The 26053-nt window shown below is 45.2% G+C and carries 29 protein-coding genes; 6 read left to right on the top strand and 23 right to left on the bottom strand.

All coding sequences use genetic code 11. The annotated features are described in order from the left end of the window. Positions 1–18: 18 nt before the first annotated feature. Complete coding sequence (locus LCM10_RS12080; RefSeq protein WP_224876530.1) at positions 19–453, bottom strand: hypothetical protein; 435 nt, start codon at positions 451–453, stop codon at positions 19–21. A 216-nt stretch (positions 454–669) separates the two neighbouring features. Further along, a complete protein-coding gene (locus tag LCM10_RS12085; RefSeq protein WP_224876531.1) occupies positions 670–1614 on the bottom strand; it encodes a TRM11 family SAM-dependent methyltransferase in 945 nt (314 codons plus the stop codon). Between the two features lie 242 nt (positions 1615–1856). Between LCM10_RS12085 and nei the strand changes: the two genes are divergently transcribed. Next, positions 1857–2678, top strand: a complete 822-nt coding sequence (gene nei, locus LCM10_RS12090) for an endonuclease VIII (RefSeq protein ID WP_224876532.1) — start codon at positions 1857–1859, stop codon at positions 2676–2678. Positions 2679–2760: 82 nt separating this feature from the next. On the opposite strand, the gene LCM10_RS12095 is transcribed toward nei, so the two are convergent. Then, positions 2761–3381 (bottom strand): TetR/AcrR family transcriptional regulator, encoded by a 621-nt coding sequence (locus LCM10_RS12095; protein WP_224876533.1) that lies wholly within the window; start codon positions 3379–3381, stop codon positions 2761–2763. Then, positions 3338–4618 (bottom strand): MFS transporter, encoded by a 1281-nt coding sequence (locus tag LCM10_RS12100; protein ID WP_224876534.1) that lies wholly within the window; start codon positions 4616–4618, stop codon positions 3338–3340. Before LCM10_RS12100 ends, LCM10_RS12095 begins: the two co-directional genes overlap by 44 nt. A 770-nt stretch (positions 4619–5388) precedes the next feature. Here LCM10_RS12100 and LCM10_RS12105 point away from each other — a divergent pair. After that, positions 5389–5616 (top strand): hypothetical protein, encoded by a 228-nt coding sequence (locus LCM10_RS12105; protein WP_224876535.1) that lies wholly within the window; start codon positions 5389–5391, stop codon positions 5614–5616. 280 nt (positions 5617–5896) lie between these two features. Here LCM10_RS12105 and LCM10_RS12110 read toward each other — a convergent pair whose 3' ends face one another. The 4 genes from LCM10_RS12110 to LCM10_RS12125 form a co-directional block, all read right to left on the bottom strand. Continuing rightward, entirely contained in the window at positions 5897–6346 is a 450-nt protein-coding gene (locus LCM10_RS12110) for a DUF2269 family protein (protein WP_224876536.1), read from the bottom strand. Positions 6347–6581: 235 nt separating this feature from the next. Further along, a complete protein-coding gene (locus tag LCM10_RS12115) occupies positions 6582–7523 on the bottom strand; it encodes an NADP-dependent oxidoreductase (protein WP_224876537.1) in 942 nt (313 codons plus the stop codon). A 276-nt stretch (positions 7524–7799) separates the two neighbouring features. Next, positions 7800–8882 carry a GGDEF domain-containing protein gene (locus LCM10_RS12120; protein ID WP_224876538.1) on the bottom strand — a complete coding sequence of 361 codons (1083 nt, stop codon included), beginning with the start codon at positions 8880–8882 and terminating at the stop codon, positions 7800–7802. 247 nt (positions 8883–9129) lie between these two features. Continuing rightward, on the bottom strand, positions 9130–10605 hold the full coding sequence (locus LCM10_RS12125; RefSeq protein WP_224876539.1) for a protein adenylyltransferase SelO: 1476 nt from the start codon (positions 10603–10605) through the stop codon (positions 9130–9132). A 200-nt stretch (positions 10606–10805) separates the two neighbouring features. Between LCM10_RS12125 and LCM10_RS12130 the strand changes: the two genes are divergently transcribed. Next, the gene (locus LCM10_RS12130) at positions 10806–11312 is read left to right on the top strand and encodes a GNAT family N-acetyltransferase (protein ID WP_224876540.1); all 507 of its coding nucleotides are present in this window, start codon (positions 10806–10808) and stop codon (positions 11310–11312) included. Positions 11313–11425: 113 nt separating this feature from the next. Here the strand turns inward: LCM10_RS12130 and LCM10_RS12135 are convergent, their stop codons facing one another. From LCM10_RS12135 to LCM10_RS12175, 9 genes are all read right to left on the bottom strand, one after another. After that, positions 11426–12145 (bottom strand): hypothetical protein, encoded by a 720-nt coding sequence (locus tag LCM10_RS12135; protein WP_224876541.1) that lies wholly within the window; start codon positions 12143–12145, stop codon positions 11426–11428. Then, the gene (locus tag LCM10_RS12140) at positions 12142–12888 is read right to left on the bottom strand and encodes a hypothetical protein (RefSeq protein ID WP_224876542.1); all 747 of its coding nucleotides are present in this window, start codon (positions 12886–12888) and stop codon (positions 12142–12144) included. The genes LCM10_RS12135 and LCM10_RS12140 overlap by 4 nt, the downstream gene beginning before the upstream one ends. Further along, on the bottom strand, positions 12866–13768 hold the full coding sequence (locus LCM10_RS12145) for an ABC transporter ATP-binding protein (RefSeq protein WP_224876543.1): 903 nt from the start codon (positions 13766–13768) through the stop codon (positions 12866–12868). The genes LCM10_RS12140 and LCM10_RS12145 overlap by 23 nt, the downstream gene beginning before the upstream one ends. Beyond that, on the bottom strand, positions 13765–14130 hold the full coding sequence (locus tag LCM10_RS12150; protein WP_224876959.1) for a GntR family transcriptional regulator: 366 nt from the start codon (positions 14128–14130) through the stop codon (positions 13765–13767). Before LCM10_RS12150 ends, LCM10_RS12145 begins: the two co-directional genes overlap by 4 nt. Positions 14131–14279: 149 nt before the next feature. Beyond that, positions 14280–14462 carry a hypothetical protein gene (locus tag LCM10_RS12155; protein ID WP_224876544.1) on the bottom strand — a complete coding sequence of 61 codons (183 nt, stop codon included), beginning with the start codon at positions 14460–14462 and terminating at the stop codon, positions 14280–14282. 38 nt (positions 14463–14500) lie between these two features. Beyond that, positions 14501–14776, bottom strand: a complete 276-nt coding sequence (locus tag LCM10_RS12160) for a hypothetical protein (protein WP_224876545.1) — start codon at positions 14774–14776, stop codon at positions 14501–14503. Positions 14777–14823: 47 nt separating this feature from the next. After that, complete coding sequence (locus tag LCM10_RS12165) at positions 14824–15024, bottom strand: hypothetical protein (RefSeq protein WP_224876546.1); 201 nt, start codon at positions 15022–15024, stop codon at positions 14824–14826. A gap of 97 nt (positions 15025–15121) precedes the next feature. After that, positions 15122–15601 carry an endolytic transglycosylase MltG gene (locus LCM10_RS12170; RefSeq protein WP_224876547.1) on the bottom strand — a complete coding sequence of 160 codons (480 nt, stop codon included), beginning with the start codon at positions 15599–15601 and terminating at the stop codon, positions 15122–15124. Then, the gene (locus LCM10_RS12175; protein WP_224876548.1) at positions 15598–15975 is read right to left on the bottom strand and encodes a hypothetical protein; all 378 of its coding nucleotides are present in this window, start codon (positions 15973–15975) and stop codon (positions 15598–15600) included. Before LCM10_RS12175 ends, LCM10_RS12170 begins: the two co-directional genes overlap by 4 nt. 247 nt (positions 15976–16222) lie before the next feature. On the opposite strand from LCM10_RS12175, the gene LCM10_RS20670 reads away from it, so the two are divergent. Then, complete coding sequence (locus LCM10_RS20670) at positions 16223–16345, top strand: hypothetical protein (protein WP_263621483.1); 123 nt, start codon at positions 16223–16225, stop codon at positions 16343–16345. A 63-nt stretch (positions 16346–16408) separates the two neighbouring features. Here LCM10_RS20670 and LCM10_RS12180 read toward each other — a convergent pair whose 3' ends face one another. Further along, positions 16409–18088, bottom strand: a complete 1680-nt coding sequence (locus LCM10_RS12180) for a glycoside hydrolase family 13 protein (protein WP_224876549.1) — start codon at positions 18086–18088, stop codon at positions 16409–16411. 247 nt (positions 18089–18335) lie between these two features. Between LCM10_RS12180 and LCM10_RS12185 the strand changes: the two genes are divergently transcribed. Both LCM10_RS12185 and LCM10_RS12190 read left to right on the top strand, forming a co-directional pair. Beyond that, positions 18336–19220 (top strand): NAD(P)-dependent oxidoreductase, encoded by an 885-nt coding sequence (locus LCM10_RS12185; protein ID WP_224876550.1) that lies wholly within the window; start codon positions 18336–18338, stop codon positions 19218–19220. A 124-nt stretch (positions 19221–19344) separates the two neighbouring features. Further along, positions 19345–19857, top strand: a complete 513-nt coding sequence (locus LCM10_RS12190; RefSeq protein WP_224876551.1) for a 2'-5' RNA ligase family protein — start codon at positions 19345–19347, stop codon at positions 19855–19857. A 143-nt stretch (positions 19858–20000) separates the two neighbouring features. Here LCM10_RS12190 and LCM10_RS12195 read toward each other — a convergent pair whose 3' ends face one another. The 5 genes from LCM10_RS12195 to LCM10_RS12215 form a co-directional block, all read right to left on the bottom strand. Then, positions 20001–21170 carry a glycosyltransferase family 4 protein gene (locus LCM10_RS12195; protein ID WP_224876552.1) on the bottom strand — a complete coding sequence of 390 codons (1170 nt, stop codon included), beginning with the start codon at positions 21168–21170 and terminating at the stop codon, positions 20001–20003. Positions 21171–21237: 67 nt separating this feature from the next. After that, positions 21238–21759: a phosphatase PAP2 family protein gene (locus LCM10_RS12200; protein WP_224876553.1), complete on the bottom strand. Its 522-nt coding sequence runs from the start codon at positions 21757–21759 to the stop codon at positions 21238–21240. A gap of 176 nt (positions 21760–21935) precedes the next feature. Then, positions 21936–23459 (bottom strand): MDR family MFS transporter, encoded by a 1524-nt coding sequence (locus LCM10_RS12205; RefSeq protein ID WP_224876554.1) that lies wholly within the window; start codon positions 23457–23459, stop codon positions 21936–21938. A 220-nt stretch (positions 23460–23679) separates the two neighbouring features. Beyond that, positions 23680–25260 carry a bifunctional metallophosphatase/5'-nucleotidase gene (locus LCM10_RS12210; RefSeq protein WP_224876555.1) on the bottom strand — a complete coding sequence of 527 codons (1581 nt, stop codon included), beginning with the start codon at positions 25258–25260 and terminating at the stop codon, positions 23680–23682. A gap of 156 nt (positions 25261–25416) precedes the next feature. Further along, entirely contained in the window at positions 25417–25878 is a 462-nt protein-coding gene (locus LCM10_RS12215) for a FixH family protein (RefSeq protein WP_224876556.1), read from the bottom strand. Positions 25879–26053: the final 175 nt, after the last annotated feature.

Genomic DNA, 26053 nt, shown 5'->3' on the forward strand with positions numbered 1-26053 from the left:
CCCTAATTAAAGAGTCCTCTAAGCGCTTTGCTGAATTTGTTTTACTCCTGCTTCTGTTGAAGATCCCTCCATGGCACTCACAAGCAGCAACGACAGTCCTGCAATGAATGTATATAAGACTCCGTACATCATGGCATCCACCATATCCCCTGTACTGAAAGTCAGTAAGACAACCATATAAAGCAGACTTGCGGAACCAGATACAAAAGCTGCAATCCGACTGTAAAACCCTTGGTTCCTGAATGCCAATATCGCTGTCAGCACGCCCAGTACTGGAAGGAAATACAGTCCTTTTAACAACCCGAAGCCTGCTAAGTTCCCTCCGATTCCCCCAAGTTCCCCTATGAGAGTAGGGAATCTCGCACCCGAAACAGTGTCCACCACAGCATCAAACCAAGGCATAAAAAAAGAAATTGATAAAGCCACACCCAATAAGATTTTTGTCCATTTCATGTTGCTACCACCTCCTGTTGTAAACTTTATGTTGCATCAGTCTTTTTTATGAGAAAGTAGCAGGGAAAAATGGCCTAAAAAAAAGATGCTTCACTGTAAATTAGTGAAGCGCATCCTCCCCCGTGAAAGAGGCTTTCCTATAGTAAGGATAGAGACTGCTAAATAGTCGTACACCCATTTCTTCACCTTGCGTTAAACGAAAATCATCATTAAGCGTCACTCGCAGACGATGACTTGACGAACAAACCGGCCCTTCGATACCTCGCACCGATCTGTAATCTCGAATCCAGCTTTCCCGATGACATCATCCACATCCTCGACCGATACAATGACGACCTTGGAGGCGAACCGCCTTGCACTCTGAAGCATCTCAAGCTGTTCCTCCACTGTAATCACCGAACATAAATTGTAGGGAAGGTCGATGATGGCTGCATCATACTGACCCGTAACCTCGCGGATATCCTTCAAGGATACTTCAGCATCAAGGCCGAAATATGCAAGGTTCTCTCTTACACCAGACAGGATAAGGGGATTACGGTCGCTCCCGATGATATCGATCCCCATCGATCGTGCCTCAACGAGCACCGTCCCGATTCCACAGCAGGGGTCGATCAGCTTCACACCTTCTGTTTCAGGAGCTGCAATGTTGACGACGGCTCTAGCAACGCGCGTCCCCAGTGCAGTGGAATAGCTATTCGGTTTCCATTGATGCCGCAGCCACACGGCTTCATTTTTGCTATACTCCCCTAGTATCCAGCGATCACCAGTGTTCAGGATACCCAGCCAAATCGAAGGATTATCAAGGTCCGCTTCGCCTTTTAAATGTAGCCCCACTTCTTTCTCGATCTTGCGGAGTTTCTTAAAGCCCACCTTTTCAAGATCCGGATTCTGGACGAATACGATCTTGAAGCCATCGAACGCTTCCAACCCCTTCACTTCTTGGATTAACTCTTCTATACTCTCACCCTCGCAGATGATGCCGATTCTTTCCTTGATGAACGGGCTTCTGCTCGGATCGATTTTAGTCGTGCTTTCCACGGTACCATCGTTGGTGTCGATTCCGAACAAGGTCCTCCGCTCCAGAGCAGAAAGGGCCTCTTCGTTCGGTTCCCAGTTAAACGTATATACATAAGTTCCAATATCATTTAGTAATGTTTTCATAGATTTAGATTCATCTCCGTATGAAGTACAATTTCTTAAAGCAGTATTTGTCCATTGTACCATGTATACGGCCCTTCGCGTCGATACAAGCTTGAAGGTACGTCCCAACCTTCATTAACGCGTCACCGCATCGAGGGACGTACCTTCGAGTATGGTTTCACCAATCGACTTCCAATATGGTGCCCGTTGGTTATATTTCTTTCAAAAGGGGAACATCTAATGATAAAAGGAGGGGGAAATCGATGCCTGAAGGCCCAGAGATCAGAAGGGCAGCCGATCGGATTGAACGTGCCCTTCAACATAAGCCAGTGTTGGATATCCATTTTGCCTTTCCTCAACTTCAGGGCTACGAAGACATCCTCTTGGGGGCGGTCGTGAAGAAAGTGGATACTAAGGGGAAAGCCATGCTGATCCGCTTTGACAATGGATACACCATCTATTCGCACAATCAGCTTTATGGGAAATGGTACGTCCGGTCTTTATACAATTATCCCAATACGAACCGCCAGCTAAGATTGGCTTTGCATAATGAGAAGAAATCGGCACTGCTATATAGTGCTTCCGATATTGAGGTACTAAGGGATGAAGAAGTGGATGGCCACCCTTTCATCTCGAAAGTCGGGCCGGACATATTAAGTGAAAAGGTGACGGCTGAAACACTGTTAGAACGGATAAAAAGCAAGAAGTTCTTCAGACGAAAATGGACAAATTTCCTGCTCGATCAAGGCTTTGTCGCTGGCATCGGGAACTACCTCAGGTCTGAAATCCTTTATGTTGCCCATATCCATCCTTCCCTTCGACCTGTCGACTGCAGTGAAGGACAATTGCAGGACGCTGCCGATGCGATCATTTTCCTCATGGAACAATCGTATCAAACTGGCGGCATTACCAATGACCTTCAGCTCGTTGAAAAGTTGAAGGCCGAAGGGGTGACACGGTCGCGATACCGCCACTGGGTATTCAATCGGGCCGGGGCTTCTTGCTTTGTGTGCGGTACTGAAATAGAGAAAACCGTTGCCGCATCCCGTAGGCTCTATTATTGTCCATCGTGCCAAAAGCTTTAACTCACTAAAGGACCGTCCCTCACCACAGTGAAGCGTCAGCGTGGTGAGGGACGGTCCTTAATGGTGGGGGCCTTTTTGGCATCTATTCTTTCACATTCAAGCCCCACTTGAGGTATTCGATCAATAATTGTGTTTGTTCCTTCAATTTGATGCTTTCTGAATCAAGGATGGCATGATCCACCGCTAGGCCGTCAACGTAAGAAATGATGAACCTTGCAATGACCTCGGGATCGAAACGGGGCTGGAATTCTCCTGCCTCCACCCCTTTTTCAATGATTTTCGCAGTGACCCTAAAACCATGAAAATACCTTTCTTTCGCATGTTCCCGCCTTCTTTTTTCGTTCCTTCCTGTAATGAAATATTCTAGCTTAGAAGGGGCTAACGGGTCCATTGTATCGCTGGCTGTTTTTTCTTCTCCCAAAAAGGTCATCAACAATGCATCCCAACAGGAACCTTGCTCCTCGATCATCGCTTGCAGGGACTCATCGATGATTTCCCTCTGCTGTTCCCCGATCAACGCTTCAAAGAGATCTTCCTTATTATCGAAATACTGGTACAATCCTCCCCTGCTGACCCCTGCTTTATCCATCACGTGTTTCATCGTGGTATTTTCATATCCATGTTCAATGAAGACTTCCTCTGCTGCCTGCAATAATTGCTTACGTCGCTGCTCCTTGTGTTCCTGACTGACTTTCGGTGACATGGTTGTTTTCCTCCTCTGCTACTCTTTTTCGGATGACGATTGATACAATGAAAAGCACGATCAACAACGAACCTGTGACGATAAAGGAAGGGATGATCCCAATCAGGGTGGCAAGTGCTCCCCCGGCCAATGGTCCGATGATCGTGGCTGTCGTCGTGGTGCTGTTGATGACGCCAAACACCCGACCGGTCATGTGCACAGGCGTTTTTTCCTGAACTGCTGCCTGAAAGGGAATGAACACAAGTGCTGCAGTGCCACCCGCAAAGAGCCCGATTGCAGGGAACCATACCACTGAAAGAGTCACATCATAGTAAGTCAGGATCCCCATTCCACCAAACCCGAGTCCGATCCCCAATACTCCTATGCACATATAGATAAACGCATTATAATCCGTTTTCTTCGCAAGATAAAACCCTGTTACCAGCATTCCTACACCAGATCCCGTCACGGTGTAACCGAATAAATCCGGTGATGCGTCCGTCAATTGCCGGATCAGGACGATAATCTGAGAATCCGATAACTGTAGGATCAGCAGGCTAATCCCCAGTAAGAACAATCCGTACATAAAAAAGGTGCTTTTCTTAAGGAACTGAAACCCGACCTTTAATTCTTTTTTAAAAGAAGACCCTACTTCGCTATTTTCATGTTCGACAGAGGTTTCAATCCTATTCACTGCCTTAGGTAAAAAGAAAATCAAAAGGGCTGATAAAAAAAAGGTGGCCGAATCGATATAAAAGACATTATGAGCTCCTACCGTTGTCACAAGGATGCCGCTCACGAGTGGACCGATGACCTCCGTACTTGAATCGATCATGGAGGTCAGTGACATCGCTCCCTTGATCTGTTCATCCGCAACAATTTCCTTTAGCTTCCCATTCTTCGCTGGTACAAAGACGGAAGAAAAGATCCCGATGAGGAACAAACAAATGTATACCATCCATACATTCGAGGCTAAGACCAATAGAAGAATGAGCCCCCCTCTGATTACATCAGAAAGAATCATTAGCGTTTTTCGTTCCATCCTGTCTGCAATGGTCCCTGAAATTGGGCCCAATAGAGCCATGGGTAGTGCCAAACTGAGAATGATAAATGACATCTGCATCGGTGTTGCTTCCCATTTTAACCCGACCATTGTAATGATTGCCACTATACTCAACCAGTCTCCCAAACTCGAGATCGCTTGCGCCGTCATCAGTGTGATGAAATGTTTATTCTTGCTTAATGATGTGCCAGCCATATTGTTATTGCCCCCTTCATCAAAATAGACAACAATGTCGTTTTCATACTTCAATTATATCGACACAAGTGTCACTTTTCAAGGCATTTTCAAAAAATTCTATCAGTATCACCTGAACTACCTCACCAGAAAAAGCACTCCTAATAAGCTATGCCATTCACTTCAAACAACGTTAGGGGTTTAAGCAATTAAGGATAAATCCACCCAATACTTAGTGAGAATCTTTAACATTTTTTAGGAATAACAAAAAAGGTTCTAAAAGACACGTTTGTCGTTTATAATAACGACAAACGTGTCACTTTTATTGAAGCGGCTGCATATCATTTATAAAACACATTAAAAAAAGGAGGATTCCCATGATTCCCATCCTGATCAGCTTTTTCGTTTCAAAAAGCAGTGAGGTGAAAAGGATTCAAGATAAGATCCTGGATCGCCGCGCCGAGTTCAAAAACCGATTGTTCTAAACACTAACGATAAAAGGAGGAATGGTTCATGTTAGCCATCATCAAATTGTTATTCTTCAGTCGTACAGATCCAGAAGTTAAGCGTATCAGTGAGGAGATCCTGGATCGCCGCGCCGAATTCAAAAATCGATTGTTCTAAACACTAACGATATAAGGGGGAATGGTTCATGTTAGCCATCATCAAATTGGTATTCTTCAGTCGTACAGATCCAGAAGTTAAGCGTATCAGTGAGGAGATCCTCGATCGCCGCGCCGAATTTAAAAATCGATTGTTCTAAACACTAACGATAAGAGGAGGGATGGTTTATGTTAGCCATCAACAAACTATTATTCTTTAGCAATTCCGACCTTGTAATAAAACGGACCCACGATGGAAATTTCGAATCGTCAGCCTGGTTTCAAGAACCACTTGTTTTAAATACGGTTCATAAGGGAGAAAAGTTCATACTAGCCATAGATAATTTAAGTTTCTTTGGCAGCCTAGACAAGAATGTAAAGCTAATTGGTATTGAAATTCTTAACCGCGTCGTTTAACCATATGTACAATGTTCGCTTAAAGTATGCTGAACAACTTCATATACCCATAATTCGAATAGTAAAAGGGGCGCAAATGAAAACCAACCTTATCGCTTTAAAACTCAGAAGAACTCGTATTCTTTTATCATCGGGACCTGATGGCGAGCAAGATATTTATCCCTCCACACAAACCTTTCCACTTCCCATCCCATATCACACCCTGGTAATTCAAAAAAGGTCCGTCCCTCGATTTGGTAACGCGTTAACGTACCGAGGGACGGACCTTGGATTTTGGGTTTTAGAATGGTTTCCAGATCATTAATAAGATGATGATGACATCGATTGCAGAGGCAGTAATCATAAATGGTTTGATGCCATTTTTCAGGTCATAGTAGGTTTGGGGAATCTCCTCCCCCTCTATATCGGCAACATGATCGATTGCCGTCTTGAGGCGGGGTAATATACGCAGGATATAGATCAGAACGGCGGTCAGCAACAAGATGATGGCTGTGATATACCAACCTTTTTGAAACAGCTCCGTGTTCAGTGCACCCATTCCGAGACCAGACAATAGTAATAGGATTGCTCCAAATTTAGGATAGTCCGCCCCTTTATTCAACACACGTAATGCAAGCTGCAACTCTTTCACTTTTTTCGGGATTGCGAGAATTAAAGGGAACAAGAATGTGGAACCAATTCCAACAATGGCAGAAAGAATGTGAATAGTTAATAATACCTTATAAACCATACGAACCACTCTCCCATCTCAATAAATATGAGTCTTTATACCTGAAAGCTAATAATGTTTATGCCAAAACAAAAGGAATTATTCCAATTACTGGAGGAACGATCGTACCCTAATGTGCAGCTTAGGAGGGAAAACGAGGCATGTCGGCACCTTATCCGATACTGATATCTCCCTCTCCACAACAAAAAAAGCTCCGGGTCCGTAATAAGAACCACGAAGCTTAATATATGTCCCTCTAGTCTTCCTTCACTTTAATGACAATTTTCCCTTTTGCATGATGAGTTTCACTCAGAGCATGAGCATCTTTTAATCCTTTTTCATTAAGAGGGAAGGTTTCCCCTATAATCGGTTTTAGCTCACCTTTTTCATAAAGATCGGCAAGCTTCTTCAACTGCAGACCGTTTGGTTCGAGCCACAAGAAGCCTGCTTCCACTCCGTATTCCTTCGCCTCTTCTTCTGACGGAGGCTGTGCAATCGAAACAAGCTTCCCGCCTTTTTTCAACACTTTATAACTCTTGGATTGGATGTCTCCACCCATGGAATCAAGTACGATGTCAAAATCCTTTAGAACTTCGCTGAAATCTTCTTCTTTGTAGTTGATGAACTGATCTGCACCGAGTGATTTCACCAGTTCCTCATTCTTTCCGCTTGCCGTTGTGGCGACATGGGCACCAAAGCTTTTGGCAATCTGAATCGCAAAGTTCCCGACACCACCGGAGCCTGCATGGATCAAGACTTTATCCCCTTCCTTTATGGATGAAAAATCAACGAGGCACTGCCACGCCGTCAATCCTGCAAGAGGGATGGCCGCTGCCTCTTCAAAACTCATTGCGTCAGGCATATGGGCAAGCAGATGATCATCGACGGCTACATATTCTGCATACGTTCCACGGTTCGTCGTATCGGGCCTTGCGAATACCCTATCTCCGATTTCGAATCCTTCTACATTCTTTCCTTTCCTGGCAACTACACCGGCAACATCCCATCCCAGAATGATCGGGAACTCGAATGGAAGCATGTCCTTCAGATAACCTTCACGCAATTTCCAATCAATCGGATTGATGGAAGTAGCGTGATTGGATAATAGGACTTGATTGTCACCTACTTCAGGCTGCTCTACTTCTCGTTCGGAGAGGACTTCCTTTCCCCCATATTGATCGATCACAATTGCTCTCATTAGCATATCCTCCTTGAAAATAGGTTCAGTCCGTTACCTTTCTTTCGAAGCACGGATCATTACATAAGTGTATCTTTCCCTATTCTCTCCATTTCCTAAACTGAAATAGAATGAAGAATGTGCTTCTCTCCACCAGTTCAATCAAAAAAGGAGCAACGAAACCAGCATACCCCATGTCCATTACGCTCTGTAAACCATGGCAGGAATGATTTTCCCATGAAGAAAAATCTATCTGTGCATGCCCCACATCCTATAAATCACCTTTTCACTTCAGGTCTATGCTCCAGCGCACTCCACCCGATTCCTACCGTTTTCTTTTGCTAAATATACGGCTTGATCAGCGGCTTCAAGCAGTTTTTTGGGTTCCACCCCCGGTGAAGTGGCTATTCCAATGGAAAGTGTAATGGGGATGGTAATGTCATGCTTCTGAAACCCATTTTCTTCTATAATCTTCCTAAGACGTTCCATGATGTGTCTTGCATCCTTTTCACTGCAGTGTGGGAGAAGTACAACAAATTCTTCCCCTCCATATCTGGAAACGATATCAACATTCCTTAAGTTTCCGGCAATCAACCTGCTGATATGCTGAAGTACCATATCCCCCACGATATGACCATGCTCATCATTCACTTTTTTAAAGTGGTCAATATCAATAAAAACAAGTGAGAGAGGAAATCGATCTCGATGACTACTATATTTTTTAAAATAGCGCAAAAAAACCCTTCGATTGAAAAGCTGTGTTAGTGGATCTTTCCCTGCTTTGTCCATCAAATCCAGTTTATTCACATGCTCATCGATCATATCCTTCACAATCCAGACAAGGAGTAAACTCAACAGGATGTTTACCGGGAAGATTGTAAACATCAATAAAGGTAGTACTTCCATTAACGGGATTACACCTAACAAAGCGATGATGAGGGTGTTCAAGCTATTGATCGTCAAGACCACGGTCCACATTTTCCTTCGATATGGCCACGCCCTTGCTAAATGGGCTATAATTAATGCTAAGAGGGTCAAGAGTATCATATTGATGAACCCGACCATCGCTGCTGAAGTGAGGCCGAATGTAAGCCGCATGAGTCCGGTGCCGATCCCGACCCATATGATATACCTTCTTCTCGTCGCGTATAAGGTTGCGATGATCAAGGGGACAAAACGCAAATCAAAGATGACCGATTCATTCAAATGGATCCCGAAATACATTGATACCCAAGCGGTCAAGGATGCGATGAAGACAAGGGTAACTTCCTTCAATTCCTGATCTGTGTTCATGAGGAAATTCTTGTAGAATAAAGAAGTCAGATAAATGAATGAAATCATCAAACCTAGATTGATCGTATACTCCTGAAACGGTATCATGGTTTCTCCCTCTTCTCCGCTCGCTGATTAGACGTTCATTTCCTAACATATACCCTTTAGGCTTGCGAATTATTACTAATTTACTAGACCAAAATAACCATTACTTCAAAATCATATACCATGACTATCCATCCACTCAAAATTGAATATGCTTTCATGTACATCCGATCTCCTTCTGATTACAGAGAAGGACCGTCCCTCGATTCTGTAACGCGTTAACGCATCGAGGGACGGTCCTTCAAGGTTATTATGTTCCGCAGAATGTCCGGTAAGGTGGATCGGTTGGCGGTGGTGGTGCACTGTATTCTTCCTGCTCCGAAGAATGTGCATATGGTTTGGAGAGTACTTCGAGCAGGTTCATCATCACACTCAAATCCCCTCTCTCGACCGCAGCTTCCAGTGCTTCTTCCACCCGATGATTCCGGGGGATGACTGCCGGATTGCTGTTTTTCATGGATTTAAGGACTTCTTCTCTCGACTCTTTCTGACGATCCTTCCTTTCCTGCCAGCGCTTTTCCCAACCATCGAATTGTTCCAAATCATACAGGGATGATCCCTCTCGGCGATCAAACGTCAAGTCACGGAATGTGTTGGTATAGTCAGCCTTTTGTTCATGCATCATCCCGAGGAGCTCTTCAATGAGGACTTTATCCTCTTCCTCTTCGCCAAACAAGCCGAGTTTCGCCCTCATTCCCTTGAGCCAATTGGAGTGATACTGCTTCGGAAACGCTGAAATGGCTTCCTGGGCAAGCTGAAGTGATTTCTCTTCCTCTTCATGGAGCAAAGGCAGCAACGTTTCTGCAAAACGTGCAAGGTTCCAGCCTGCAATCGGCGGCTGGTTAGCATATGCATAGCGTCCCTGTCGATCGATGGAGCTGAATACCGTTGACGGATCAAAGGTGTCCATGAACGCACATGGTCCGTAATCAATCGTTTCACCGCTGATGGTCATATTATCGGTATTCATCACGCCGTGGATGAAACCTGCGAGCTGCCACTTGGCGACAAGTGATGCCTGTCGTTTGATGACTCCCTGTAACAACGCGAGATAGGGGTTCTCTGCTTCGGCCGCTTCCGGGTAGTGGCGTTCGATCGCATAATCCGCAAGGGCACGGAGGTCACCCTCAGATCCGAATCTTGAAGCATATTGGAATGTACCGACACGCAAATGGCTTGCAGCCACGCGCGTAAGAATCGCACCAGTCTGCTCGGTTTCACGTATGATGGATTCTCCTGTCGTGACCACCGCCAGGCTCCTCGTCGTAGGAATTCCAAGGGCATGCATCGCTTCACTGATCATGTATTCACGAAGCATCGGCCCAAGTCCCGCACGACCGTCACCTCCACGGGAATAAGGAGTGCGCCCCGCCCCCTTCAGTTGAATATCGACCCTTTCACCTGATGGAGTGATCTGTTCACCAAGCAGGATCGCCCGGCCGTCACCAAGCATCGTAAAATGTCCGAATTGATGCCCTGCATATGCTTGAGCCAATGGTTCAGCTCCCTCTGGAGGTTCGTTACCGGCAAAGGCCTCTGCCCCGCTTTTACTTTGAAGCACTCGATTGTCCAAGCCCAACGATTCAGCCAGTCCACCATTCAGAATCACCAACCTTGGCTCACGAACTGGCTCGGGCATTTGTCTCTTATAAAATACTGGTGGAAGTTCCCCATAACGATTGTGAAAATTCCACCCTGCTTCGTTCTTGAAGTTTCCCTCTTTCATCTTATCCCCTTCTTTAATCTGACTTTTTGTCCATTATTAACTATGTCCAATACTACCATATCTAAAGCCCACAATTAGCATCCACTGCCTGGGAGTAAATGCGCCCTGGAACTTCCGGTTAAAATGATAATGGGATTGGCACGTATCCAGGAAATACATTACTATGAGAGTAGATGACACATTAGATGCGAGGTGCCCTCATGAAAATGATTGAAACTGACCGACTCATTCTCCGGGAGGTCCAAACAAGTGATGCCGATTTCATTTATAAGCTCCTAAATGAGCCCGGTTGGATAGACTACATAGGTGACAAAGGGATCAAAACACTCGAAGATGCCGTGGACTATATCAGGACGGGTCCCCGCGCGATGTATGAACGGGAAGGGTTCGGGCTGTTCCTCACCGAATTGAAGGACACCCACATACCGATCGGATTATGCGGATTGATCAAGCGGGAAGGACTCAATGCTGTGGATATCGGATTTGCCTTTCTTTCCGATTATCATTCAAGAGGATATGCATATGAGGCGGCAAGAGGTACATTGGAGATTGCCAGGAAACATGGTATCAAAAGGCTCGTCGCGATAACGACAAAAGATAATCACTCTTCATCCAAGCTCCTTGAAAAACTCGGAATGAAGCTAGAAGGCTATGTCACATTACCCAATGATACAGAAGAGCTAAAAAAGTATGCGATGAACTTGTAGATCTAAAAACGCCCGTCCCTTCCCTCTTAGATAAAGAGGATTGGACGGGCACTCTCTTAAATCGATGACTGGTTGGATGGAGTCAAAATCACTCTTCACCCAATACTTCCGTACTACTCACTCCTGACATAATTCGTCTGTCCATTCACCTTCACGCTTGGAGGTACTTTAAGAAGAATGAAGTCCTGACCGAACCCCATGCTCCTGTGATCCGAAAAAAGCCCTCCTTTTCCTTTAGAGAATTGCTGAAAAGGAAAACCTGATGAAAACGTAGTGATATTCAGATGAACCATCGGAGGAGCTTTAACAACAAGGGCCTCCCCCTTCAATTCTAACTCGGCGGTTGATTTCTCTTCAGTCACATCAATTCCGTCAAGATAGACATCACCTGTATAGTGCACGGCTTCAACGATCCCATCTTCCTTTTCCTTCTTTTGGACAAAAACCATGACCCCGACGGATTGTTCATCTACGTTTGTGATGTCCAGCTTTTGGTCTGTGTACGGGAATGACCAGCTTTTCTTTTCCGTATAAACATCTTTAAAATCTGATAATCTCCCCGAATGTGCTGCATCCATCACTTTCATTTGAGTACGTTCGATTCGTTCCATCTCTTTCGTCGTCACCGTTTCAAACGTATGCCCTTGATCCTCTACTATAAAGAAAGAAAACACAGTACCCACCAGTAACACGATCAAATAAGCTCCAATGATCCACCTGGCCTTCTTAGGTCCCATTCTTCTTCTTCTGCTCATCCTGACCATCAATACCGACACTCCGATCACGAGAAGCAGGATGATCAGAATCGGAAAAAACATCCATATCACATTCATTTTCTTACCTCCAATCGATTGGAAATCCCGATGCTTCCAAGCAGGAAGAGAAATGATACCCCAAGAATTTTCACAAGGAATAGAAGAAAGGACATTTCCGAACCAAAGAATGTCAATGCACTCACAAGCAGGGTCGGGTCCCCTGTCATGCCATCAAGGATCAAAGCTCCCACACATAAAATCGGCACTAGTACCGCAAAGATTTTGTTGAATTGGACCAACATACCGACAAAGTAACCTGCGCACGCAAAGAGAAAAATGTACAGGATCGATGCGGGAATCCCTTTCAACAGCCCCGTAGCAGTCAAGGACTCAACCATGATCGAAGATGAATCCTTCAACATGAAGGTGATGACTTTAAACAGGTGTATTGCCAAATATCCTGTGAGACCTGCAATTACACTTGCAGAGAAAAGAAAAAGCACATTCGAGAAGTGGCTGATCCGGCGGTTCGTCACAAATGCATAATCGTCATTGCGGTAAGCCTTTGTCGTAATGATGATTGCCGAGATGAACGCCCAGATCATCATGAATACCTGGAGGATATCACTCGTAAAATAATGGACTTCAAAATCAAGGGAGCTTGATGATCCGCCGCTCATCCCTGTCCCGTTAAATGAAAACAGGATGGCAAGCAGCTGGATCATCATCAATGATGTGAACATCCCAAAATAGGATTTCAATTTATAACGGTACTGTTTTTTGACGATATCCCATTCGTTAACCTCTGATAAATACATCATCAATCCCCCCTTTTGATGGTCTTGTCAAATAAGTGCATAGATCTTCAGCAGAGACGGGCGAAAATTCAAGTCCATGTTCTTTCCCCTCTTGCAGTCCAGTTACCCCATAATCATTTTTTAGCACTGCATAGGTCAGCCCCGAACCGAAATCCTGTGTGTGAATCGGTTCGATATCTCCCATCCAATTGTGGACAGCATCGGTCTTTCCACGGACACCGATCGCATATTCCTTCAACTCTTCAATGCCTAAATGAAGGCATTTCTTACCTGATTTAATCAGCAATACTTCCTCCAGCAAATCTTCTACTTCTGTCAGAAGATGACTGGACAGGATGATGGTCCTCGGATAGGCGATATATTCTTTCAACAACGCCCGGTAGAAGTCTTTCCGTGTCGCTGCGTCCATCCCGCTCGTCGGTTCATCGAAAATGGTAAGAGGACAGCGGGCAGATAGGCCGATGATCATGTTGAATGTGCTCCTCATCCCCTTAGACAGATTCCCATGGTACTGATCTTTCTTAAATGAAAAATATGAAAAGAGACGCTCCGCAAGCTCCCCATTCCAGTTCGGGTAGAATCTCCCTGCTGTTTCAAGCAGCTCCCACAATGTCAGCCCATTGGAAAAACTCATTTCATTATCGATAAAAATCGTGTTTGCAGATACTTTTAGATGATTGAAAGGAACTTCACTAAACACCCGTACTTCACCTGAACTGTTGCGTAGAAAGCCTGCAATGATCTTCAAGAGCGTCGTCTTACCCGCTCCATTCCTCCCGATCAATCCGGTGATTTTATTTTCCGTTAATGTAAACGTCAATTCATCTAGTGCCTTATGAAGGCCATATTGCTTTGTTAACCCCGTGCATTCCACTACGTTCATGAACCTTCCCCCTTTTCCTTCCGGTACACTCCCCTGATCATGGCGATCAGTTCATCTTCCCCCACCATCAGCTGGACCGCCTCTTTTGCAAGGTCGGTTACCATGCTGCCGAGCTTCGAATTCTTTCTATTTTCGAGGATGATCTCCCTGGCTTTCGGAGCAACAAACATCCCTAGTCCCCGCTTCTTATATAAAATCCCTTCATCTGCGAGCAAATTGATCCCCTTTGCAGCCGTTGCTGGATTGATTGTAAACATCTCTGCCAATTGATACTGTGAATAAACCTTCTCATCGCGTCCGATGGTGCCATTCAATATTTCTGTTTCCAGCCACTCACTGATTTGTACATAGATCGGCTTCATACTGTCATGGTTCAACACTAGGATATCACCACCTCCACTTACCACATTAGTACATTACTCATGTAACGCACTATATAGTACCATTATATACAAAAATTTCTTTTTGTCACTAAAAAAGACAATTTCCTCCAGCGAAAATTGTCTTTTACCTATTCGACACGTGTCTTTTCTCTATTCTTCAAGATGATCGCCTTGATCAATAACAGAACTCCGAGCATGCCAACGGAACATTCAGCAAGGTAGAAATCCCCGTCCCTTACAAGGCGGATCAGGAAACCTCCGCCGAAAATGACGGTCAGGGCGATGCCGAAAAATAGCAACGCTTGTTTCATGTTAGCACCTCCGTTTTTGATCAGGACCACCATCCCTATTAGTTAACGGCATCCTGCTGATAGGAGAGAATCTTCTCCTTTAACCCGCCGATGCTTGTATAGAGGATATAGGTTTCCTTTTCTGTCCGGATGACGACACGGTCGGTATGACCATAAGGATGCCCGATGCGGATCGCGGATTTTTCTTTTCCGGCATATGTATCGTCATTTTCCACACTGATCATGTCATCCAGCGGAATGTTAAATGTGCTTAATTGCCATTTGATTTGTAAATCCCCTTTTTCTTCAGTCACTCTCAGTTCAAAAAGTTCCAATTTCGATTACACCCCATTCATTAAGTTTGTCCTATCCAAAAGGGGGATCATTCTCCCCCTCCACAGCCTCCGTCGCCACCGCTGGATCCACCGTCAAAACCTCCACAGTGGTCGGTTCCGTCATAACCGTCGCCGTAAAGTACCGTGTGGCCACCATCCCTATTTGTTCTCTTAGATGGATTCGTCATAAGAATGGAAATGAATATGATAAAAAATGGTACTAATATCAATAAGAAAATCCCATTCATCCTAATCACCTCTTACTACTATTTACGGATAGTAACAGGAAAAGTTTCAATTTTTTGTAAAATAAAAAGCCCCTAAAAAGGAGCTTCTCTCGTGAACTTATTTGAATATGATCGAAATGATTTCATCCATACTCATTCCGCTTTCGATTTGGAATGTGCCTGGTCTCAATTCATTCTCAAGACCGCGGTTTTCCACTTCTTTATAAAACTTCATGCCGTCATCGATGATCTTGGCTTCTTCCAGGGCGTTTCCGATATCAATGCTCGTCATCCCCATTGAAACATTCAAGATGGTGCGGTAGACGACGCCGTCATCGTTCTTCTTTTCAGGCTTTTTTTCTTTCTGCTCGTTCGCCTTAGCCATCTGTTTATTCCATTCGTCTTCAGTATGTACGACAAATCCTTTAGATGTAAGCTGCTCAATCATTTGGTCTTCTGAAAGCTTTTCAGTTTTAACAGTCTTTGTAGCCTTCTCTGAACTCTCTGCTTGGGATGGCCCGAATAAATAGAATGCTCCGATGATCGTTGCTGCAACTAAGAGGCCTGATGCAAAACTGCGCAGGGGATTCGATGTCATTGTGCCACCATACTCCTTTCAGCCTTTCTTTCCATGAATGGAGTAAGCATGCGTTCCGCTTCAAGCGGAGAGATTTTCTTTTTGCCCGCAATGCTTTCGATTGAGTATCCTCTTTTATGCATATCAAGCATGTCACGAAGCATGATGCGCTCATCCGAAGACATTTCCATTGCACCTGACTGCTGTGCCGTGATTTCTGCGTCCAGCTGCATATTGCGGATCTGCTTCTCTAATTCATGGACCTCATTTCGTACTGATATTGAAACAAGCTCCATTTGCTGTTCAAGCTGAGACTTGGAGTGTGTCGTTTTGATAAACGATAAAATGAGCAGCACGACGGCTGTACCAAACAACATGGTGATTACCCATCCCATCACGTGTTCCTCCTTTATGTGTAAATCATATTTTTTAAATCCATTATCCGTACTAAATTATACCTTGATATCCAGAGAAATTCGATTTAATTCGACAAAACCCCACGATAGTCCTGATTTTATATCAGAATAACGGAGTATCGGTCGTGACACGGGGTCTTTTTTCCCTGAAGATTTTAGAGAATAATTTCACACGGTAAAAGGAAACTAAGGGTGAAATCATCTTTTAGGACGGGAGGAATGTTGGATGTCAAAGCCTACTCAGAAAGAACAGCATGAGGCAGCCAAAAAGCTTGCCGAGAAGCAAATGAGTGACCAAGTGGAGATATTGTCCGTACAGCCAGGCGGAAGTCAACAGAAGCAAAAATAATCATGGAAGAGGAACTTGCAGTGCAAGTTCCTCTTTAGACTCATGTTCACGTAACCAGCCTTATTACTTCAATACATAAACCCTAGCCTCATACGGACGCAATTTCACTTCGCGTATGTCCCCTTCAGCTTCTGTATCATAGTTGCCGATCAATAAATCAGCCATGCTTTCGTATTCAGAAGGCAGTTCAAAAACTGGTGTACCTTCAGAGAAGTTCAACATGACGATCATAGTCTCTCCTTCAAAGTGCCTGCTGTAAGCATAGATTTTGTCATGGTCCGGCATGATGAGTTCATAGGATCCGTAAACCATGATCGGATTTTCTTTCCGTAAGGCAATTAGCTTCCGGTAATAATGGAAAACGGAATGGGGATCGGCCATCGCTTGTTTTGCATTGATTTCTTTATAGTTCGGATTCACTTTCAGCCAAGGTTCGCCGGTTGTGAAACCACCGTGTTCCGTCTCATCCCATTGGATCGGCGTACGCGCATTGTCACGGCCTTTCACATGAATGGAATTCATCACTTTCTCATGATCCTCACCGTTTTCAATCACTTTTTCACGGTACATGTTCAGTGTCTCGATGTCCTCATAGTCGTTGATGGAATCGAATTGGACGTTGGTCATCCCAAGTTCTTCACCCTGATAGATGTATGGCGTCCCTTTCAGCGTATGAAGGAATGTCGCGAGCATTTTCGCGGATTCGACCCGATATTCTTTGTCGTTGCCGAAACGGGACACCATGCGCGGCTGATCATGATTGTTCAGGTAAAGGCTGTTCCACCCTTCATGCTCAAGCCCCTTTTGCCATTTGGTGAAGCTATCGCGGAGTGCGCTCATTTTCATCGGACGGAGATCCCATTTGCCCCCCGGCCCTGAATCAAGATCCACATGTTCGAATTGGAAGACCATATTCACTTCATTGCGGTCCTCCGCCGTATAAAGCTTCGCTTCTTCCACATTCACCCCTGGCATTTCCCCGACCGTCATGACGTTGTAGCCCGATAATGCCTTTTCATGCATCTCCTGTAGATAGTCATGGATTTTCGGCCCATTCATGTAGTAGTCCCCACCCGGCGCATACTTGCGTCCTTCAGGAGCTTCAGCATCAGGAAGTCCGTCCACTTTGGATATGAAATTGATGACATCCATACGGAAGCCGTCGATTCCCTTGTCGAGCCAAAATTTCATCATGCTGTACACTTCTTCGCGAAGCTTCGGATTCTCCCAGTTCAGGTCTGGCTGCTTCTGACTGAATAAGTGAAGAAAGTATTGGTCCGTTGCGTCATCGTATTTCCAGGCAGATCCGCTGAAGCATGATTCCCAGTTATTCGGCTCGCGCCCGTCCTTTCCGTCTCGCCATATATAGTAATCCCGGTACGGATTGTCCTTTGATTTCCTGGACTCGACGAACCACGCATGCTCATCCGAGCTGTGATTCACGACGAGATCCATGATCAACTTCAAGCCGCGCTTGTGCATTTCATCAAGAAGACGGTCCCAATCCGCCATCGTCCCGAACTCGTCCATGATGCCACGGTAATCACTGATATCATATCCGTTGTCATCGTTGGGTGATTGATAGACCGGTGACAGCCAGATTACATCGATCCCAAGCTCCTTCAAGTAATCTAGTTTTGAAATGATCCCATTAATATCGCCAATCCCGTCGCCGTTCGAATCCTTGAAGCTGCGGGGATATATTTGATAGACAACTGCCTCTTTCCACCACTGTTTTGTCATTACAATCACTCCTTTATGTTGTTGACCCTAGTTGAACACCAACCATTTTTCAATAAAGTTAGTATACTATGAAACCGGTTGCATTAACAGTCCAAATTCTAAGGTACGTCCCTCGCTGCACTGCCGCGGTGAATGGTTGAGGGACGTACCTTCCAAGGGTTTACTCTCTTCTACTGTTCCTTTCAAATTTGGACTGGTATACTTTTACTAATAGATTTGTATATTCATTGGGAAGGTGAGCGATAGAATGCAGGATAAGACAATCGGATTCATCGGTACTGGAGTCATGGGAAAAAGCATGGCACGTCATTTAATGAAAGCGGGGTACCCCTTGAATGTGTTCACAAGAACAAAGGAAAAAGCCGCTGATCTTCTTGAAGAAGGAGCACATTGGAAGGATGATGTCGCAACACTTGCTAGAGAGTCGGATATCATCATTACGATCGTAGGGTATCCAAGCGATGTGGAAGAAGTCTATTTGGGTGAAGGTGGTCTGTTGGCGAACGCCCAAAGGGGTTCTTATGTCATCGATATGACGACATCGTCACCGGAACTTGCAAAGAAGATTGATGAAAAGTCGAGGGAAAACGGTATCCACGCATATGATGCTCCTGTATCCGGCGGTGATGTCGGGGCCCGCAATGCGGCACTCACCATCATGGTCGGAGGCGAAAAAGAATATTTCGAGGGTATCCGTCCTGCCCTTGAAGCGATGGGAAAAAACATCGTGCTCCAAGGCGGGGCAGGAGCCGGCCAGCACACCAAAATGTGCAACCAGATTGCGATCGCATCCGGAATGCTCGGTGTTTGTGAAGCGATCCTCTATGCTGAAAAAGCGGGTCTGGATCCAAAGACGGTGCTAAAGAGCATCGAAGCGGGGGCAGCCGGCAGCTGGTCATTATCAAACCTGGCACCAAGGATGATTGACGGAAACTTCGACCCTGGCTTCTATGTAAAGCACTTTATTAAAGATATGAAAATCGCCATTGAATCTGCAGAAAATATGAAAGTGGCTGTACCCGGACTGAAGCTTGCGAAAGAGTTGTATGAGCAGTTCAGCAAAGAGGGCGGCGAAAACAAAGGTACCCATGCACTCTATCAATATTATGAAATGATGAGCAGTGCGGACTGATTTCATGTGAAAGGTACGTCCCTCATCGCATTAACGTATCAACGCAGTGAGGGACGTACCTTTGCATTTTCCTTTGCATTTTCCTTTGCATTTTCCTACAACTCCAAAACCGGTGGTGATGATCGTGATTAATCGTTCGATTTGCATATTCCCGGAATTCCAAAATCAAGGCGAAATTGATCGGGTTAGAGAGATTTATGATCCCTTGTATTCTTTCGTACCGCCTCATATCACATTGGTCCACCCTTTCAAAAGCAACTTACCTACATCTGAATTGATCGATCATATTAATAATTGCTTAGATGGAATGAATGCATTTGATATTCGCCTTCGTGATTTATCAGGTTCTCAAGGGGAATATTTATTCTTGAAAGTCAAGAAAGGGAATGACTCCATCATTGAACTAAGAGACCGGATGTACAAGGGGATTTTGAAGGAGTTCCAGGCCAGGGATATACCTTACATCCCCCACCTGACAGTCGGCAGGATGGACAATGAGGAGGCATTCAGAAAGGCTTTGGAACGGACGAAGCACTTCCAATCTTCATTCGAGACAACCGTCACCCATATTGCAGTCGAGACCATCGCTGAAGATGGGCAGTCAACGATTGAATATGAATATCGCTTTGACGGCTGATCTTGCCCCTTCACTGCATTGAAAGGTACGTCCCTCATCGCTTTAAAGCAACAAAGTACCATTCCATGTTTAAAAGGAAAGTGTCGCAGCTGGTGACACTTTCCTTTTTATATGGGACAGGGGTCCTGTCCCCGTGTCCCGAACTATAAGGATGAGACTTTCTGGTTTTGATTTGTAAGTTCTTCTGCATATTGGGATTGCACTTCACGGTATTCTGACAAGAGTCGGTGGAAGATGCGTTCCCAAGAAAGATGTTCTGCCTTCAATCGTGCTTGTTGACTCATATTCCGGTGCAATGCTTCATTTTCAACAATCTCGGTGATTGAGTCGATGAAGGATTGACTGTCGTGCGCAGCGGCAATCTTCCCGTCCTTCCCATCTTCGACAATCGTGGTGACGCCCCCTTTATTCGCGACCACAGCAGGCAATCCGGACGCGAAGGCTTCAAGAACGACATTACCGAAGGTTTCCGAAGCGGAAGGAAAGACGAACAGGTCGGAAGAGGCATACACTTCTGCCAGTTCTTCGCCGTTGAGGTAACCTGTAAACGTCACATTTTCCCCCTTCAGCTCCTTTTGCACGTCTTTCATCATGGGCCCATCCCCTACTATGACCCAACGCACTTTCCTCTTTACGGATGCTGGCAGGAATTTGATCGTTTTGATCAAGGTGTCAAGGTCCTTCTCAGGTGCAATCCTCCCTACGTATAACATGGTGAACTTATCTCCTAGCTTGTAGGCTTCCCTTCGTTCATCGGACCGCTTTCCCGGGCAGTATGCCTCACAGTCCACCCCCCTGCTCCAAATGGACAGCTGCTTGAATCCCTTAGACTCGAGATGTAATTTGGTATCCATTGAAGGCACAAAGATCCTCTCTGCACTCGCATGGAACCATCTCATGTATTTCCAGAGCAGCGGCGACAACCAAGCCATCTTATAATAAGTCAGATAGTAGTCGAAATGTGTATGATAGGAAGCAACGAGGGGGATGTTCAGTTTCTTTGCACATCGGATACCGATCAACCCCATTGTCAGTGGCGTTGTAACGTGGATCATCGTTGGAGCGAATTCTTTCAACTGCCTCTCGATCGCAGCGGGGTTTGCAATCGCCGTACGGCACTCTGGATATAAGAAAAACGGGACACTGGTGAATGAATGGACATTCGGATACTGCTCTTTCTTATCTTGGGTTTCAGGCACGAATACCTTGTATTCAATACCCACTTTTTCAAAGAAGTCGGTCAACCTTTTAAGCGTCCTTGCCACTCCATTCACTTGCGGATGGTACGTATCGGAAAACAATGCGATCCTCATCTTACATCCTCCCTTTTCTACATTTCATCTCGTTTTGTGATTTTCATAAGCTTTCCACCCATTTTTTTCACAGAAAGGAAATCAATACAGCCGTCGCCAATGCGAGAAACGCCCCTGCCATCACATCGGAGGGATAGTGAACACCTAATACGACTCTTGAGTAAGCAACAAGACAACTGATTGGGAACAAAATGAAAATAGTCATTGGGAATTGCAGCATAAAAGGAATGGTTATAGAAAAGATCGCCGTTGAATGTCCTGATGGAAACGAGTGATCTTTAAATGGATGACCGTGGAGCAATACATCCGGAAGCGAAAGGTACGGCCTGATCCTTTTCACTGAGCGCTTGATCATATGCATGATGAGGTGGCTGATACATAATGTAAGAAATACCTGGAATACAGTGTTTCTGATTGAAGGATAGATACTACTCAGAATAGATAGCAGAAGAACAGACAGAATGGATATCCTCGCACCACCCAGATGAGTGATACTGCCGAAGAAGGTCCGGTACAATTGGCTGCTGCCGTTAATTTTATAAAATAATTGCTGGTCCATCTTGTGAAAACCCGTGAACATTCTATCCATGGAAATCACCCCTTAGTATAGTCACCTCCATTATAATTCCGGAATGTTTCGTGACTGATAACGAATGGTAAAAAAGTGTAAATTTAAGTGTGGCTAATTGTAAACCGTGATGGCAAAAAAAAAGAAAGAGAGCAAGGGCGATTGCCACTGCTCTCCTTCTGATAGTGAACATAGCTTTATTTCGTAGCTTTCGACACGTCTTTCCCTTCGACCTCCAGCCTGCTGTTGCCCATGAAATAGACAAAGAACAAGGCAATGACGAGTGGAATCAGAGCGTAAGCAAATGTCGTCGTGATCGAATCAGACATTGCCGTCGTAATTTTCCCGAGGACAAAATCAGGAATCTTGGCACGCATTTCCGGTTCGAAGATGCTTCGCGGATCCCCGCCTCCAGGAAAGCCTTGTCCACCTCCCTGCCCCTTGAACGCTTCTTCCAGCTGTGATGTGAATAGCTTTGTCTGAATCGTCCCATATACGGTGATTCCGATTGTCATCCCAAGGGAACGGAAGAATGCATTCGTCGAGTTGGCCGATCCCCTGAACCGCGGGTCAAGCTTGTGGATCGTTGCATTCGGCAGTAGTGAAAAGGAGAATCCTACGCCAAATCCGCTCAGGATCATATACAGGGTGAGCAGCAGTCTGCTCGTATCCGGCCCCATCGTCGCAAGGAGGGTCATCCCTGCAATGAACGAAAGGATGGAAATCCACATGATATTCCTGTAGCTGCTCTTTGTCATCCTTATACCGGCGATTGCACTTCCGACAACCGATCCAAGCATCAATGGTGTCAGGATCAGTCCAGCATTTGTTGCAGAACCACCATATACAGCCTGTACGAAGATCGGGATCAGGATCGTTAAGATGATGAACGCAGCACCGTATAGGAACGCTAGCGCTTGAGCGGAAGCAAATAATGGACTTTTAAACATCCAGAACGAGATGATTGGTTCCGCGGCTTTACGTTCAATGAAGATGAAACTCAAAGCGAAAACGAAGAAGGATAGGAATAACGCAATGATTTGCCAGGAAGACCACGCAAATTCCTTTCCTCCTAGTTCCAGTGCAAACATCAAGCTGACGACCGCAATGACGAGGGTGATTGCCCCTCCCCAATCAATTCGCTGATCGGATCGCTGCGGGGACTCCTTATACGCCGTCATGATAAAGAAGAGGGAAAGAAGCCCAATCGGCACGTTCACATAGAACACCCAGTGCCAGCTGAGGTTATCCGTCAGAAATGCACCGATCAGAGGGCCGAAGACGGAAGCAGAACCGAATACCGCACCAAGCAGACCCGTCATCTTCCCCCTTTTCTCAGGCGGGAAGAGATCGAACACGATGGTGAAGGCGATCGGTAGCAATGCACCACCGCCAATGCCTTGAATCGCCCTGAAGATACTGAGCTGGACGATATCCTGTGCGATCCCGCACAATGCCGAACCTAAAAGAAAGATTGTAAGACCAAAAATATAAAACCGTTTACGTCCGTACATATCGGACAATTTACCGAAAATAGGCATCCCTGCCATCACGGCCACCATGTATGCCGATGTCACCCAGACAAATTTGTCGAGGCCTCCAAGATCTGAAACAATCGATCCGAGAGCTGTAGCAACAATGGTATTATCCATCGCTGACATCAGGATTCCGAGTAGCAAGCCAGTGAGTGCAAGGTTCATATTACTTTCCTTTGCAACCATTTTCTCACCCTATTCTTATGTAATATCTGTCATTTACCTTATTATTATAGTCCTCTCACTATATATGTCCAGTATGGATGCAACCATACGTGCGTTAATCCACATAGGGGTATGAATGGAAACTCTCTTTCTTTTAAGTATCGTTAGTTTAAAAAATATCGTTTTCTCCCCTTCCCTATGAAAGCTAATCATAAAAAAAAGCAGCTGCATGAACTGCTTTTCACTTAACCAAGATCCGATTGGTTTCAGGAGGTTCGATCCTACCACCTGATTGAATGATATAGGTGATGAATGAGTCCAAGGTTGGCGGTCCTTCTACGATGTCTTTTCCTTCTTTGAAAGACGAAAACCCATCTCCGCCTGTTGCAAGATAATTGGTCATGGCAACGGTATAGGTTGCATCATCTTCAATATGATGTCCATCTTCATCCGTCATCTCGATGACCTTCTCACCAGGAGGGGCATCCTCATCCCACGTGTAGCGGAGACCGGATGTTTGAAGGATTGTCTGGAAGTTTCCTGTCCACTGCTGCTCCAGCACTTTTTTCAATTGAGATCCTGTGAATGTGGCCTTTACAAGATGAGTACGGAATGGAAGCATCGTGTAAAGCTCACCCCACGTGATTTCCCCTTCATCAAGATTCGACCGGATCGCTCCTGGATTCATGAAAGCAATATCTGTCCCCATATTCATTCTGTGGGAATCAGCTACGATATTCCCGATTGAGCGCTCCCCGCTTTCACTAACATCTTTCGTTATTGGAGGGTCAGCCTTTCCCATCACTTGTTGCAGCATCAATTGTTTGTCTTTTGAATAGACTTCGACCATTTTCTTAACATCGCGATCCGGCTCAATTCCATCATGATAGGTGGAAATGATCTTGGCTTGTTTATTTACGATCTCCTTCGTTTCCGGATCGATAAAAAGATCAACAACTGAGAAAGCTGTTCCATAAGAATATGATTGAACAATCATTTTCCCGTCTACGATTGTGTTCGCATAACCGTGGCTATGTCCCCCGAAGATGATGTCTACTTCATCATCGATTAGGGGGGCAAACCCCGCGAAGTCACCAGAAGGATTGGATCCATCCTCTTTTGAGGAGGCTGAAATATGACCTAAGACGACGATCGATTGAACTCCTTTGGATTTTAGTTCATTCACACTTTTATTGATGGCGGCCACCTCATCCGTGAACTCCACACCTTCAATCCCGCTTGGAAGCACAATATCCTTCGTTTCCGTTGTCACCACCCCGATGAATCCGATCGGAACTCCTTCTACTTCCTTAATGATATAAGGAGGCAGAATGGATTTCCCCGTCTTTTTATCAATCACGTTGGCAGCCGTATACGGAAAGTCGGCACCTTTAAATTCACCTGTTTCAGGATGCTGGCCACCATTCAAAAGACGGAACATTTCATCGGTGCCTTCATCAAACTCATGATTGCCCAATGCCCCGATATCGAAACCGACTTCATTCATCCACTCCACAGCCGGCTCATCCTGCATCAAGGAAGAAACGGGGGAGCTGGCACCGACCATGTCCCCGGCATGGACCAACAGGGTATGTTCTTTCCCCTCCCGCTGCTTCGTTAAATAAGCGGCTAAATAGTCCGCCCCTCCCACTTTCTTTCCATCTCTAGTCCGATATGTCTCCAATTGCCCGTGAAAATCATTGACTCCCAAAAGCTGTACCGAAACATACTCCCCGGGATCAGTAGACGAAGACACAAATGATGATCCGATGAAGTATACCCCGATGACGATCGCTGTCAATATCAATCTCTTTACAGACATGGAAAACCTCCCTGTGCAATTTGTCACTTTCAAGGTAGCACACCATGGTTAACTGGAGATTATCATTATGTAAATGATTGTGAATAAAAAAAGCCCCGGCTAGTGCGGCGCTCATTTCCCTATGTAAGGGATTAAGTATCTACTAAAGATCTACCTTTAATGCTCGTGGCCGTCTTCTGAATGATGATGATTCGATTTCTCTTCTTCCGCCTCCCTTTCTTCTTCAGAAACGTACCCGGAGAAAACGTGCTGAATCGGCATGGCGTAGAGACCCTTTGCAGAAACATGGGATTGTACAAAGTAGATCCCATCTTCTTCAAAAGACGTTTCCACTTGATACACCCCGTCCTTTACATGCTTTGCCTGGATCTTTTCACTCTCGTCCTTATTGCTGCCTTTCCATAGTTCAAACGTGACCTCATCAGCATCTTTCACATCTTCTTCACCATGGGTCACCTTTACTTTCAATTTGATATCCTGACCTTTGGATACCTCTTCAGGCACAGTCATCGTAGCGTTCAATTCATTCGTTACTGTTTCGGTCTGTCCATCTTTTTGTGCACAAGCAGTGACAATCGTGATGACTGCTACCAACATAATGAGCATGGTCTTTTTCATTCCACTTTCTCCTTTCAAAGTCTTGTTGTATGTACGTTGACCACAAACCACATTTGAAGATCAACCAATCTCTCCAAAGATTATACTAGAAGGCATCAAGAATATGGAACAACATTATGTCGCTAGATGTGTATGAAAGTTCTAAGAAGAGTCCAATGCAAACCGTTTTCAATCT

Origin of the sequence: Rossellomorea aquimaris, from assembly GCF_020171925.1 — a bacterium.
Classification (GTDB): Bacteria; Bacillota; Bacilli; order Bacillales; family Bacillaceae_B; genus Rossellomorea; species Rossellomorea aquimaris_F.